The organism is Paenibacillus sp. P22 (assembly GCF_000469945.2).
GTDB lineage: Bacteria > Bacillota > Bacilli > Paenibacillales > Paenibacillaceae > Paenibacillus_O > Paenibacillus_O humicus.
In genome coordinates this window covers 1-12,836 of record NZ_CBRA020000242.1, presented here as the reverse complement: position 1 = coordinate 12,836, position 12,836 = coordinate 1, and the positions used below count along the sequence as shown (strand labels likewise).

Annotated in this window: 13 protein-coding genes and 2 pseudogenes; 14 read left to right on the top strand and 1 reads right to left on the bottom strand. The window is 59.3% G+C overall.

Going from position 1 to position 12,836, the window contains the following annotated elements:
• Positions 1–246: 246 nt before the first annotated feature.
• From BN871_RS24405 to BN871_RS24400, 3 genes are all read left to right on the top strand, one after another.
• On the top strand, positions 247–1,719 hold the full coding sequence (locus BN871_RS24405; RefSeq protein WP_053087047.1) for a UDP-glucose--hexose-1-phosphate uridylyltransferase: 1,473 nt from the start codon (positions 247–249) through the stop codon (positions 1,717–1,719).
• 13 nt (positions 1,720–1,732) lie between these two features.
• A complete protein-coding gene (locus BN871_RS28040; protein WP_157060386.1) occupies positions 1,733–1,900 on the top strand; it encodes a hypothetical protein in 168 nt (55 codons plus the stop codon).
• 132 nt (positions 1,901–2,032) lie between these two features.
• Positions 2,033–2,485, top strand: a complete 453-nt coding sequence (locus BN871_RS24400; protein WP_021879975.1) for a hypothetical protein — start codon at positions 2,033–2,035, stop codon at positions 2,483–2,485.
• Between the two features lie 77 nt (positions 2,486–2,562).
• Here BN871_RS24400 and BN871_RS24395 read toward each other — a convergent pair whose 3' ends face one another.
• Positions 2,563–2,793 carry a DUF1128 domain-containing protein gene (locus tag BN871_RS24395; RefSeq protein ID WP_021879974.1) on the bottom strand — a complete coding sequence of 77 codons (231 nt, stop codon included), beginning with the start codon at positions 2,791–2,793 and terminating at the stop codon, positions 2,563–2,565.
• A gap of 153 nt (positions 2,794–2,946) precedes the next feature.
• On the opposite strand from BN871_RS24395, the gene yyaC reads away from it, so the two are divergent.
• The 11 genes and pseudogenes from yyaC to BN871_RS24345 all read left to right on the top strand — a co-directional run.
• On the top strand, positions 2,947–3,579 hold the full coding sequence (gene yyaC / locus BN871_RS24390) for a spore protease YyaC (protein WP_021879973.1): 633 nt from the start codon (positions 2,947–2,949) through the stop codon (positions 3,577–3,579).
• Between the two features lie 70 nt (positions 3,580–3,649).
• A complete protein-coding gene (locus tag BN871_RS24385) occupies positions 3,650–4,480 on the top strand; it encodes an alpha/beta fold hydrolase (RefSeq protein WP_021879972.1) in 831 nt (276 codons plus the stop codon).
• A gap of 42 nt (positions 4,481–4,522) precedes the next feature.
• Positions 4,523–5,167 carry a DUF6483 family protein gene (locus tag BN871_RS24380; RefSeq protein ID WP_048749571.1) on the top strand — a complete coding sequence of 215 codons (645 nt, stop codon included), beginning with the start codon at positions 4,523–4,525 and terminating at the stop codon, positions 5,165–5,167.
• A gap of 135 nt (positions 5,168–5,302) precedes the next feature.
• Positions 5,303–5,689 (top strand): hypothetical protein, encoded by a 387-nt coding sequence (locus BN871_RS30055; RefSeq protein ID WP_332310249.1) that lies wholly within the window; start codon positions 5,303–5,305, stop codon positions 5,687–5,689.
• The gene (locus BN871_RS24375) at positions 5,661–6,515 is read left to right on the top strand and encodes an SAM-dependent methyltransferase (RefSeq protein ID WP_332310248.1); all 855 of its coding nucleotides are present in this window, start codon (positions 5,661–5,663) and stop codon (positions 6,513–6,515) included. Before BN871_RS30055 ends, BN871_RS24375 begins: the two co-directional genes overlap by 29 nt.
• Positions 6,516–6,624: 109 nt before the next feature.
• Positions 6,625–7,134 (top strand): annotated as a pseudogene (locus BN871_RS30375) (histidine kinase N-terminal 7TM domain-containing protein); the annotation flags it as partial.
• A gap of 46 nt (positions 7,135–7,180) precedes the next feature.
• Positions 7,181–8,353, top strand: a complete 1,173-nt coding sequence (locus BN871_RS24365; RefSeq protein ID WP_048749568.1) for a diguanylate cyclase — start codon at positions 7,181–7,183, stop codon at positions 8,351–8,353.
• A 133-nt stretch (positions 8,354–8,486) separates the two neighbouring features.
• Complete coding sequence (locus BN871_RS24360; RefSeq protein ID WP_021879969.1) at positions 8,487–9,569, top strand: HD-GYP domain-containing protein; 1,083 nt, start codon at positions 8,487–8,489, stop codon at positions 9,567–9,569.
• Positions 9,570–9,608: 39 nt separating this feature from the next.
• On the top strand, positions 9,609–10,496 hold the full coding sequence (locus BN871_RS24355) for a PilZ domain-containing protein (RefSeq protein ID WP_048749566.1): 888 nt from the start codon (positions 9,609–9,611) through the stop codon (positions 10,494–10,496).
• Positions 10,497–10,499: 3 nt separating this feature from the next.
• Positions 10,500–10,745 carry a hypothetical protein gene (locus BN871_RS28680; RefSeq protein ID WP_053087046.1) on the top strand — a complete coding sequence of 82 codons (246 nt, stop codon included), beginning with the start codon at positions 10,500–10,502 and terminating at the stop codon, positions 10,743–10,745.
• Between the two features lie 526 nt (positions 10,746–11,271).
• Positions 11,272–12,836 (top strand): annotated as a pseudogene (locus BN871_RS24345) (O-antigen ligase family protein); the annotation flags it as partial.

The window sequence follows — 12,836 nt, the reverse complement described above, 5'->3', positions numbered from 1 at the left end:
CCCACCTTCATGTCCCCTACCTTCTTGCCGTCCTTCAGCACCTCGGCCGCCATTTGTCCGACCTGATAGCCGTGGTCGTAGTATTCTGAGCCAGTTCGGCCAGTTCGTCGAAGCTTGGAACGCAGCCGGAGGAACCGAGATCACCAAATACGCGAACAAAACCATCAAGTAAGGAGCATGCATCGATGACGACATTCCGCAGTCGGGTAAGGGGCGTGGTGATCTCGACCGGCGCTCGGGGATGCCATGGGAGCCCCAGTCGAGAAGCTGACTTATGACGAGATCAAATTGAAATACGGACGCGTAGAGTCCATCATGACGMGMCGGCAGCTGCTGCGGCCGCTTCTGGACTATGCCGCTGCATCCGGCATGATCCGGGACAGCGTTACGGAGCGGGATTTGCTGGATGCACGATTGATGGGATTGCTCATGCCGCGGCCGTCCGAGACGCATGCCCGCTTCCGGGCTGCTGCGGCGGAGCGCGGCATCCGGCAGGCGACGGATGAGTTCTATCGGCTCAATATCGACGCCAACTACATCCGTCTCGACCGCGTCGCGCTCAATAGGAACTGGATCCATCCGACGGCTTACGGACCGCTCGAAATGACCGTCAACCTATCGAAGCCGGAAAAGGATCCCGCCGAGATCGCCATGCTCAGAAGCATGCCCCCTTCGGCCTATCCGAAGTGCCTGCTGTGCAAGGAGAACATGGGTTATGCCGGAAGAGCCGATCATCCGGCCCGGCAGAACCACCGGATTCTGCCCTTGCGCCTGAGCGGCGAGTCCTGGTTCCTTCAATATTCTCCGTATGTGTACTACAAGGAGCATTGCATCGTCTTCCGGGCCGAGCACAGCCCGATGTCGATCACGCACCGCACTTTCGGCAGGCTGCTGGAGTTCACGGAGCAGATTCCGCATTATTTTGTCGGCTCCAACGCCGATCTTCCCATTGTCGGAGGCTCGATCCTCAGCCATGACCATTTCCAGGGAGGACGGCATGTCTTCCCGATGGAAGAGGCTCCCGTAGAGGAGAGCTTCTCCCATTCATCCCGGCCGGACATCTCCTACGGAATCGTCCGATGGCCGATGAGCGTGCTGCGGCTGGCGGGCCGAGACCGGCGGGAGCTCGCCGAAGCCGCATCGGATGTACTCGACGCCTGGAGAGAATACAGCGATCCCGAGGCGGAGATCCATGCTCATACAGAGGCGCATGGGACGCGCATTCCGCATAACACGATTACTCCGGTGGCAAGGCGCAAGGAAGACGGAGTGTACGAGCTTGATCTCGTGCTTCGCAACAACCGGACCAGCGAGGAGCATCCCGAAGGCATTTTCCACCCTCATCGCCATCTCCATCATCTGAAGAGGGAAAATATCGGCCTGATCGAAGTGATGGGGCTGGCCGTGCTGCCTGGGCGGCTCAAGGCGGAGATGGAAATCATCGCTGCGTGTCTATCCGGAGCGCTGCAATGGGAGGATGTCGCAGCGGGAGCGGACGGCGCGGCCATGGCTCCGCATGGACGCTGGTACGCCGAGCTGATGCAGGCATGGGGAAAGACGATGGATCGCGAAGCCGCTATGCAGGCGGTACTGGATTCCGCAGGAGACAAGTTCCTGCAGGTGCTGACGGATGCGGGCGTCTATAAGCGGACGGCTGAGGGCCGCGCGGCGTTCAAGCGGTTTGCCGCCGCTGCCGGGCTTCAGCCGGACAACGGCTGAGCGGAACATTTGGATGTCGATGGGCATGGCGGCACAAAAAACGCAGGACGGCATTTCAAGCCGTTTTGCGTTTTTTTTATGCACAAAAGTAAAAGAGAGAGAGCGAATGATGTCGAATGGTCTGGAAAAGGTGAACATTTTTTCGAAAGGGCAGAAGCATATGTTCAATAATGGCGAATAATAAGATAAAAATTCACTCATTCAAGCGAAAAAATAATTGTGTAAGTCAATTTTCTATGGTATTTTTTAATATATATTCGTTAATTAATAAATGATAATGAGACACATCTGATATTTGGAGGGGTAAAATTTGATGCCGATTATGCCGCTTGATGAATTTTTGAAGCTGGAATCCGATGAGCAAGTTGAAAAACTTAAGCGCTGGAAGACGGATTACACGCTGAAAGATATCCGGGAAGCTTGGGGCTTCAAGCATTCCGCTCAATATTACATGCTCCTTAAGAAGCTGCGCATTTACGAGCGCGTAGTCAACAAATCCGACAAGTTCTATCCGGACCAGCTGGCAGGCTCCAACCCGGGAACGGGCGAATTCGCTTATATGCCGCGCGAGGTCAAGCTGCCGGCCGACCAATTCGGCTATCAGCTCAACGTATCTCTTACGGGACCGGAGCTGGCCGACAAGCTCGAGCGGCTGGCGCAGTTCCTTCGCGGCGAGCAGAAGCTCGTCAACGTGAAGCTTTCCGTGGAAGCGGCTGCCGAAGAAACGGCTGCCAGCGAAGCTGCACCGGAAAAAGAAGCCGTCTAGACGGCGACAAGCCAAACACCCCCGCATGCATGCGGGGGTGTTTTTTGCTCTCCGGAGCTTTGCGGCCCGGACGGGGATCAGCGTGGCGCGCGGAGCTTGCCGAGTTCGGAGACGAGAGCCTCCACTTCGCTGATGCTGAAGTTGGATTTGGACGATACGATTTCATAGAGTTCCCGGATATCCTCATAACAGCCCGGTCCGAAGCTGGAAGCCTGCATGGCGGCCGCTGTGGCCATTTTCAGCTTGGTTTTGATGGCTTCGATCATGAATTCTACATTTTCCTGGGTCGGCTGGCTAAGGTCAGTCATGGAAAACCTCCTGCGGATATATGGCTTTCATCCATTGTACCATGAAAGCCATTGCCTTCCCATGTGCGCCATCCGGCCGTCAAATTGAACGGAGCCTGCTCTTCCGGTACAATAGAAGCAAACTAATCTGCCAGCGTTAATGGGGGCGCGGATATGAAGCGGGAACTGAAGCAAATCCGTCCGGAAGACGCGGCCAAGTGGGCAAGGGTCGACGGGCGGGGTCTGGAAACGTTTTTTGAATCGGTTGCCGAGAAACATCCCTTGCGGGACGAGGTCGTCTTTTTATGCATCGGAAGCGACCGTTCGACGGGCGACTCGCTGGGACCGCTCGCCGGCTCCATGCTGCGGGAAAAAGGCTTTCCCCGGGTGACGGGGACGCTTGAGCAGCCATGCGATTCGGAGCAGGTCGGTCCGATCCTGGCGACACTCAGCGAGACGGCATGCGTCATCGCCATCGATGCTTGCCTCGGCCGCTCGGAATCGACGGGGCTTTACCTCGTGCGCAGCGGTCCGCTGCAGCCGGGACAAGCCATCGGGCAGCAGCTGCCGCCGGTAGGAGACTACAGCGTCGCCGCTGTCGTCAATACTCAGGGACATAAGCCCTATTGGATCATCCAGACGACGAGCCTGTACCGCGTCATCGGCATGGCGCAGGGAATCGCGGACGCAGCTGCGGCTGCCTGGCCTGCGGCGGCGTCGGACATGCCTGAGGAGGGTGGAACCGGAGGTCAGTTCGGTTTCGCGAGCAGGTCCGCGGACAATCGCAGGGGCAATGACGCTTCTTGATGCCGAGAACGAAGTTCGAATTCCGAGTTCAACTTTCAACTTATAAGGCAAAGGAAAGGAATGATCGAAGATGTCCGACCGATCGCTTGCAACCCGCAAGCTGACGCTGAGCAACGGAACGGAGCTGGCCTATAGAGACAATGGAGGCGCAGCGGGACAGGATGTGCTTGTTCTTCTGCACGGCTTCTGCGGAAGCTCCGCCTATTGGGAGAAGGTGCTCCCGATCCTGGAAAAAAGATATCGGGTGCTGACGCCGGATTTGCGCGGCCACGGCGGTTCTTCGGGAGCCCGGGAAGCGGTGCTCGGCATGGAGGAGCTTGCGGAGGATGTCGCTGCCCTCCTGGATGCGCTGGAAGCCGGGCCGGCTGTCGTGCTGGGCCATTCGCTCGGAGGTTATGCGGCTCTTGCTCTTGCCGAAAGACATGCAGCCCTCCTGAAGGGATTCGCGCTGGTCCACTCCACGCCGCTGCCGGACAGCGCCGAAGCGCAGGCCGGGCGCGACAAGGCGGCTGCGGCATTGCGCGCGGACGGCATCAAGCCCTTCGTGGATGGCCTTGTGCCGAAGCTGTTCGCGCCCGAGCGGGCCGAGTCCGAGCTTGCCGAACGGGCGAAGGAGATCGGCTACGGCACGTCGGCGGAGAGCGCCGCTGCCATAGCGCTCGGCATGAAAGCCCGTTCCGGCCGCAGCCATGTCGTGGAGCAGTCGGAGCTGCCCGTGCTGCTCGTTGCCGGAGCCAAGGACGGCGTCGTTCCGCCGGAGCGGGTGTTCGCCGCGCGCGGCAGCCGCTCCAGCACGATCGTGCTGGAAGACAGCGGGCATATGGGGATGATGGAAGCTCCGGATAAACTGGCGGAAGCGATCGAGGACTGGATGCGGGAAAGCTTCCCGGCCAGCGAATAAACAGCCGGGCTGGATATTCCGGCGGCGGGAAGGAAGAGATTCATGTTCCAGCGGGATTATATCATGCGGATGATCGAACAGCTCGGACAGGTAGCCGGGGCCGTGCTTGGGCTCAAAAAAGAATGGAGGCATGCGGAGGCGCTCCAGGCGATCGAGGAGCTGCTGGAGAAGCAGTTCCGGCTCAACTCGCGCCTGCTGCGCAGCTTGTCCGACGAGGATCTCGTCGCCATGCTGTCGCGCAGCGGGAATCCGGACCATGCCCAGCTGCAGGTGCTTGCCGTCCTGCTTCGCGAGGAAGCGGACTTGCTGCTGGAGCTTGGACAGGAGTCCGCCGCCTTCGTGCTCCGTATCAAATCGCTCCATCTGTTCATGAGGCTGTCCCTGATGGGCGCGGAACGGATCGCGGCGGATCCGGACGAAGAAGCCGAACGCCAGCTTGAAGCGCTTGCTTCCTACGAGCTGCCCCCGGATACGAAGCGGCTGGCAGCCCGCTGGATGGAGCAGCGGGGAAGCTATGCCCTCGCCGAGGATCTGATGTTCGAGCTTGAGGAGGACGGGGAGCTGGCGCCGGGAGAGAACGAGGCGTTTTACCGCAGGCTGCTGCTTCAAGACGATGAGCGGCTCGCTGCGGGAGGAGTTACCCGGCTTGAGCTTCTTACGGTTCTCAAGGAAGACCGCATAGGATAGGCGGACGGTTCTAGAGACAAGAAGTCCTGACCATTGCACGAGCAGCCCGGATCCTCGGACGGGGCCCCGCGCCGGCCTGTCGCCGGAGCGGGGCCCCGCTTGGCGGATACGATTCAAGAAGGAGTTATGGATGACATGGACAAGCAAGAGGAAACGACCGCCTGGGAGCAGACGATAGGCGAAGCAGCCGAGAGAGGAGAGCTTCTGCAAGCTTCGATGAGCGGCCTGAGGAGAAGCTCGGACGAGGTCGCGCCGCGAACGGTCGTCCGGCCGGTCAAGCTGAAGTCGGGCTTCCGCTACCAGTTCGAGAGCCATCACAAGACCAAGGTGCTTCATGAAAATCTCGACCCGGAAGCTGCGGCCGCGCGCATCGTCCTGCTCATGAAGGAGCATTACCGCCAGGCGATCTTCAAGACGCCGGAGGCCGATCTTCAGCTTCTGCTGAACAAAAAAAGGAAAAGCGGCGCTGCTTCGGAAGCCGGCGACCGCGAAGATGGCGGAGAGCGGAACGGCTTCCCATGACCGCATGAAGAAGCGGGTGCTTGAAGGCTCCGCGCCGGCGCCGTTCCTTGTCGAGCTCGGCATCATGACGGCGGAGGGCCGGGTGAAGGCGGACAAGCAGGATAAATATCGCCAAATCAACCGTTTCCTTGAAATGGTGAACGATGTGGCCGACCAGCTGCCGGAAGGCCGTGAGCTGAAGATCGTCGACTTCGGCTGCGGCAAGTCCTATCTCACCTTTGCCTTGTACCATCTGCTCGCGGTCGAGCAGAAGCGCTCCATTTCCGTCATCGGGCTGGATCTCAAGGAGGATGTCATCGCTTTCTGCTCCTCGCTGGCGGACAGGCTCGGCTATGAGTCGCTTCGCTTCCAGGTGGGGGACATCGGCCGCTTCGGCGAGCTGTCGGCCGCGGACATGGTCGTTACGCTGCATGCCTGCGACACGGCTACCGATGCGGCGCTGGCCAAGGCGGTCGGCTGGGACGCTTCCGTCATCCTGTCGGTGCCATGCTGCCAGCACGAGGCTTTCGGCCAAATACGCAGCGGGGAGCTGGCTCCGCTCCTGGGGCATGGCCTGCTGAAGGAGCGGTTCGCGGCGCTGGCGACGGATGCGGCCCGGACGGCGCTGCTGGAAGCGGCAGGCTATCGGACCCAGGTGCTGGAGTTCATCGACCCTGAGCATACGCCCAAAAACCTGATGATCCGCGCGGTCCGCAGAAAAGGCTCGCCAAGCGGCAAGCTCGAAAAGGAAAAGCTGCTGGAGTACCGCCGCTATCGGGACAGCCTCAATCTGGATCCGGCTCTCGAGCGGGAGCTTGCGGCGGCCGGAAGGCTTCCTTCGCTGTAGCTCCATTCCTTCCAATTATCGATATGTTCAGAGAACCCTGTTCCTTTATCGGAACAGGGTTCTCTGTCGCGCTCAATTGAGGGTGGCGGACCCTGATGCCTGTGATATAATGGAAGACAATGGATTTTTAAGCGAATGGGTGAAGCAATTGGAATCATGGATATGGGCTGATTTCAGTTTGTTCGTGTTTATGCTTGGCCTATTTTTCTATCTCTTTCTTCATAACCCTATGACGCGGCTACATAAGGTATATTTGCTTTTCCACTTCTCGATGATGTTATGGCCGCTGACTCAATTCGCAGCCAGGACGACGGACAATCCTCATTTCCAGCTGTTCTACATTTCGGCCTCCTTCTCGTCCCTCGCGCTGCAGGGAGCCGGCTGGCTCGTGCTCACCTTCTTCCTTACAGGCCAGTCCTATCTGCTTACCCGCCGGGCATCGACAGCTCTGGCCGTCCCCGTCGCCTTGACGGTGATCGGCATACTGGCCAATCCGCGGGGGCTGTTCGTCCGGACAGGCGGAGACATATGGGTTCAGAGGGAGTACGGCCCTATTTTCTGGATCCTGTTCGCCGAGATTGTCCTGCTCTGCCTTCTGTCCATGATCTGTATCGTGAAAGCGCTGCGACGGGGGGTGGACCCCGAGGCACCGGAGCCAGGTAGGGATGGCTCTCAAGGGACTGCTGCTCTTCCTGGCCTTCGGATGGGCCGATCTTCTCGTAAATGTCGTGTTCAGTCCGTATTTCCCCGATATTCCCGGCATCACCTCGCTTGGACTCGCTCTTTCGGCCTTGTATTTCACGACATCGATCCAGCGCTACCGCGTTTTCGATATCGTGCGGATCGCGCAGAAAGATATCGCAGATTCGCTTGCGGCCGGTCTGATCGTCATCGATGCGCATGACGTGGTGCTGGAATGCAACCGTTCAATGGAATCGTACATGGCGGCAAAGACGGGGGACCGGGTCGATCTGGCGGCATTCCTTCGGGAATGCGGTACGGATACTGCGGAAACGGAGGCCTTCATGGCCAAATATGGCTCCGTCATACCGGAGCGGGTACAGATGGAGCTGGCCATTCCAGGACCGGACGCCGTCGGCATGAGGCATGTCCTTCTGGATGCTTCCCCCATCCTCTCCGGGACGAAAGAGCTTCTCGGCAGGGTGATCTCCATGCAGGATGTGACGGAGATCCGCTATCTGGTGGAAGAAAAGAACCGGCAGAACGAGATGCTGCAGCTTCGCAACAGGGAGCTCGTCCAAATTCAGGAGGAGCTGTTCAAGGCGAACCTGAAGCTGGAGCAGATGGCGACGACCGACAGCCTGACCGGCTGCTACAACAGGCGGTTCCTGATGCAGCGGCTGGAGCATGAGATGGCGGCCAATATCCGCTATCACATTCCTTTCGCCGTCATCATGTTCGATATCGACCTGTTCAAGCAGATCAACGACAGCTACGGCCATCTGATCGGGGATGAGGTGCTGTTCGGCACGGCGGAGGCGGTGAGGGGCATCCTGCGCAGATCCGATCTATTGGCCCGCTACGGAGGGGAGGAGTTCGCCATCTACTTGCCCCACACGAACCGGCAGCAGGCGGAGAAGCTGGCCGAACGGCTCAAGGAGACGGTGGAGAGCAACCGCATCGTGACGGGAACGGCGGGACTTTACATATCGATTACGATCAGCGTCGGCGTGTTGTCCGTCGAGGGCCGCCAGACTCCTTCGGAAGCAAGGGAATCCGCCGCTTACATCCGGCATTTGTTCGAGCAGGCGGATGCGGCTCTGTACGAGGCCAAGAACAACGGCCGCAATTGCATCGTAGGCCGCAAGCTCGCTTGATGCCCATATGGGACAGATGACCCCCTTAAAGGCATGACACGACCGCGAATATTCTGATAGAATAGAACCAATTCCTGCAAGTTCAATTTTAGCTGCAAGAAGGCATGATATTCTAAAAGCGGAGCCGTAAGTCATGAGAAAAGTACTAGTTAGCAGCGTACAGCCGGGCGCAAGGCTCGCAAGGCCAATCTTTCGCGAGGACGGCAACATCCTGCTCGGAGCGGGCATGGAGCTCAGCAGCCGTTATATCCAGCGATTGACCGAGCTTGGCATCGACATCATATTTGTGGAGGATGCGCTTACCGAGGGCATCGAGCCGAGCGAGACGATCCGGGACAGCACTAGGCGCAAAGCCGCGGAAGCGATGCATAAGCTGATGACGGTCCAGATCAGCCAGCCCCAAGCCAGGGGCAGAGCCGCGCTTCCGGAAATGGGCAGGACGTTCCGATCCGTCTTCGGCGATATCATGAACGATGTCCTGACCCGGGAGGACGTATTCGTAGAGCTCGGGCAAATTCATACCCACGATTCCTATCTGTTCCAGCATTCCATCAATGTGGCCGTGCTGGCCGGCATTATCGGCATTGCCAAAGGGTTCAACCGCAACCAGCTCGAGGAGCTCGGCATCGGAGCGCTTCTGTTCGACATCGGCATGACGCGCGTGCCGAAGCCGCTGCTGCAGAAGCCGGGGCCTCTGACAGCGGAGGAGCGGAAGATCGTCGAGAACCATACTGTGGAAGGCTTCGATCTTCTCCGCAAGCAGCATGACGTCTCCCTGCTTTCCGCGCACTGCGCCCTTCAGCATCATGAACGCTATGACGGGAGCGGCTATCCCCGCGGGATCAAGAAAGACGAGATCCACATCTACGCCCAGATCGTCGGCATCGCCGATGTGTTCGATGCGCTGACCGCGTCACGGCCATACCGCAAAAGATACACGCCTTCCGAGGCGATCGAATTTTTATTCGCATCCGGCAACACCTATTTCGATCTTGATCTGGTCCGGCTGTTCTGCAATCATATTTCCATGTATCCCGTCTCTACGACGGTGGAGCTGAACACGGGGCAGATCGGCGTCGTCTCCAAAAACTTCCAGGTCGCCGTGCATCGTCCGATTCTTCGCATCATCAAGGAAGCAGACGGCTCGGAGCCGTCCGTACCGTATGACATCGACCTGCGGACCGAGCTGCATCTGACCATTATCCGGGAAGTTTAGTTTTGCCAAGGCACCCCACAGGCTCAGGAGGAATGTTCCATGATGCAAATGCCGGAATCATCGCCGACCCCTCAAGCAGAATCGGGTCACCAGTCTGGAGACGACAGCACCTGGCTGGAGCAGACATTGATCCCTTCGCTTCTGCTCGGCAGCCGGACGATCGTCGAGCAAGACGGCTTGATCGAGGAAGGAACGCTTACCTTGATGGAGGGAGACCTCATCGAGGTCGGCGTTGCCAGGCCCCAGCTGTTCGTGCTGGGCAAATCCGTCTGGCTCACCGTGGAGTCGGTTTCCGGTATGTATCGGATGCCTTCGCGGGTGATCGGACGCCGGGAAGGCTCCCTCGCCCTGCTGTTTCCTTACGAGCGATACCTGCTTCCGGAAGAGAAAAGGATTCATCCCCGGATCGAAGTGAACTGTGCCGGCCGTCTGCTCGTCGGAGACCGGAGCGCGAACCGCAAGCCGACCCGCACGGATCTGCTCCGCTTCCAATGGTCGGACGAGCTTCGGCACAACGGGCTTGACGAGGCGCTGCTGCAGAAGCTGGAAAAGCTGATGGACGAGGAGGATCTTTCCCATCTGGAGCAGCAGGACGAGCTGCGCCGCAAGAAGGCGGCGCTGGCCGAAATCACGGTATGCAACATCAGCCTGGAGGGCGTCGGGTTCAGGGCGTCGAAAGAGATCGATCTTCCCTGCTCCGGCGAAGTGGAGGCCGTCCTTGACCTCGGGTTCGAGCTCCATTGCAGGCTCGAGGTGTTATGGAGGCAGGACGCTGCCGGCGCGCCATCCTATGGAGCGAGATTGGGGGCGCTGGAGCCGGAAGCGGCCCGCCAGCTCCGCGCCTTTATCGTCCATGAGCAGATGAAGCAGTATTATTTGGCCCGCAGAGCCGGACGGCAAGGTTCGGAGGATGGGGCTGCCGAATAGGGATTGCCCGAGATCATCCCGGCCGCTGCCGCTTGCAGAAGCCGGGATGATTTTTTTGCCTTCAAAAGCCTGCTCTGCAGGCTTTTTTTGTTTTTGGCTGACGAAGGCAAAGACAAAGACAAAGACAAAGACAAAGACAAAGACAAAGACAAAGACAAAGACAAAGACAAAGACAAAGACAAAGACAAAGACAAAGACAAAAACAATGACAATGACAACAGCAGCTTCAAGAAGTTCTTTAAACGATAGGGCCTTAATGGGATTCCCTGAATATAAGGTTTGGAGGCTTGGATAGCGGCAACAATGGGAGCAGAAGGGGGGCTGCCTCATGCAATCGGAATCCGGTGGAAAAAGCGTTCAGAAAGGGGAGGAGACTCCTGCGCGAAAAAGAGGCCGGAAGACGCTTGGCCGCATCCGGATGAAAGGGATATCCTTGCACGGAGCGGCGGGGGCTGCGGCTTGCGCAGCGCTGCTTGTTTGGGTAATGAGCCGGGCAGGTATGTACTTCGATGAGCGCTACTACGGCTTGCAAACGATGCTTTGCCTAGCGGCTGCTGCTTCGCTCCTCGGGGCAGGACTGAGGCGTAAAGGGACAACGGCAGCAGGGCGGAGAGTGAAAGCGAGGAAGCTCGCCGAAGCGAGGCTGTTATCGCAGCCGGATAAATGGCCGTCGGCAATGCGGAGAACGCGGGATAAGATGCGGGCGGCGGGGAGGTCGGGGACACAGGGGAAGATCTGGACGGCGGCGAGGCCGGGAACGCAGGAAGAGTTGCGGATGGGGGCGAGACGGGGAACGCAGGAGAAGATGCCGACGGGGGCGAGACGGGGAACGCAGGAGAAGATGCCGACGGGGGCGAGACGGAGAGCGAGCAGGATAAATGGGCTGCTGACGGCGGCCTGCTTCCTTGCTGCGGCGTTGTCGGTGCTGTGCGTTGTCGGGCTTGCTTTCTCGCCTGTTTCGGTGCGAGGCAGCCTGAATGAAGCGCTCCGCTGGAGCGTGCCGGCCGCACTGCTAGTGCTGCTGCGAACTCGTGTGGCCGGAAGCGGCAGTCTCGCTGGCGGCATTCAGCTGTTCGCAGCTGCCGCGGTCGCCGTCTCTGCAGCCGCGTGGTTCGGCTGGATTACCGGAAACGATTATATTTTGTTCACGGAAGATGAACGGTTGTCCGCATCGGGCATGAGACTGGCGGGCTGGCTGCAGTACAGCAATTCCCTCGGGGCTTTCATGGCGGCACTCCTTGTGTTCCAGTGGAAAATCCTCGCCGGCGGCAACCGCTTGCTCCGCTGGAGCGCTGCGCTTCTCGCCGCACCTTGCTTTGCCGTTCTCGTGCTGACGGAGTCGCGCGGCTCATGGGCGGCTGCCGGAGCAGGCCTGCTGCTCGGGATGCTCCTATCTCCAAGGAACATCCGATCGCGATGGCTGGTGTCAGCCGCCGGGACTTTGCCGGGGGGAGCGGCGCTGACGGGAATAGCCTATCGCCTTGGGTACGCCGCTTGGGGCATTCCCAACGCCGGAACGCCGTTGAGAGAGGCGGCGGCTTGGGCCGCTGCTCCGGCCGTGCTGGCTGTTGGCGCCTTATTCCTGCTGCAGCTGGTCTCTATGTGCCGGAAAGAGATTCCGCCCGACCCAATTTTCAAGTCTCTGGCAAAAAATAGATCGGGATTTCCAAACGAAGCTGCTTCAAACCCGGGGAAGCGAGGTTGGAGGAGCCCGCTTTCTGCTAAGCCTTTGAGTTGGAGACTGCTTGCGTCCGGAGGAATCCTGTTGGCGGCCGCGCTGCTGTGGCTGCCTTTGAGTCCTGTCCATCGGGCGGCCGCTTCGCAGGAGACGGGGGCATCGCGGCTGATGTATTACCTGGATGCTCTAAGCATCGCGGCCAAAGCTCCTTTTCTAGGGACGGGAGGGGATTCGTGGCGGAGCCTATTCCGCTCTGTGCAGCGAGTTCCGTATACGGGAAGCGAAGTCCACAGCGGCTACCTCGACCAGGTTATGGATCATGGAGCTGCAGGCCTGCTGCTGATGCTGCTGTTTGCCGCCGTCCTGCTGGCATTGGCCGCTACGGGCAGAAAGGATGGGGCCGCAGCGCCTGCGGCGCTCCTTCTGCATGCCGCGGTGGACATCGATATGTCGTACGGGCTGTTCTGGATCTTCCTTATTTTCCTGGCTGCCGGAAGCGCCTCGATGGAAGCGGGAGGAGACGCGTGGGGAACGGTGCGGCTAGAGCCCAATGCCTTTGTCATGACGGCAAAAGAGAGAGGGGCGCCTATGACCAGGCGGCGCGAAATGCCACGCATCGCGCGCCGGGCCGCGCTGCTGCTGTTCGCCTGCTGGCTGGCGGC

Excerpts from the sequence above, each read along its gene's own strand:
- BN871_RS28040 (WP_157060386.1), top strand. The coding sequence starts at position 1,733 with ATGTCGATGGGCATGGCGGCACAAAAAACGCAGGACGGCATTTCAAGC.
- BN871_RS24400 (WP_021879975.1), top strand. The coding sequence starts at position 2,033 with ATGCCGATTATGCCGCTTGATGAATTTTTGAAGCTGGAATCCGATGAG.
- BN871_RS24395 (WP_021879974.1), bottom strand. The coding sequence starts at position 2,793 with ATGACTGACCTTAGCCAGCCGACCCAGGAAAATGTAGAATTCATGATC.
- yyaC (WP_021879973.1), top strand. The coding sequence starts at position 2,947 with ATGAAGCGGGAACTGAAGCAAATCCGTCCGGAAGACGCGGCCAAGTGG.
- BN871_RS24385 (WP_021879972.1), top strand. The coding sequence starts at position 3,650 with ATGTCCGACCGATCGCTTGCAACCCGCAAGCTGACGCTGAGCAACGGA.
- BN871_RS24380 (WP_048749571.1), top strand. The coding sequence starts at position 4,523 with ATGTTCCAGCGGGATTATATCATGCGGATGATCGAACAGCTCGGACAG.
- BN871_RS30055 (WP_332310249.1), top strand. The coding sequence starts at position 5,303 with ATGGACAAGCAAGAGGAAACGACCGCCTGGGAGCAGACGATAGGCGAA.
- BN871_RS24375 (WP_332310248.1), top strand. The coding sequence starts at position 5,661 with ATGGCGGAGAGCGGAACGGCTTCCCATGACCGCATGAAGAAGCGGGTG.
- BN871_RS24365 (WP_048749568.1), top strand. The coding sequence starts at position 7,181 with ATGGCTCTCAAGGGACTGCTGCTCTTCCTGGCCTTCGGATGGGCCGAT.
- BN871_RS24360 (WP_021879969.1), top strand. The coding sequence starts at position 8,487 with ATGAGAAAAGTACTAGTTAGCAGCGTACAGCCGGGCGCAAGGCTCGCA.
- BN871_RS24355 (WP_048749566.1), top strand. The coding sequence starts at position 9,609 with ATGATGCAAATGCCGGAATCATCGCCGACCCCTCAAGCAGAATCGGGT.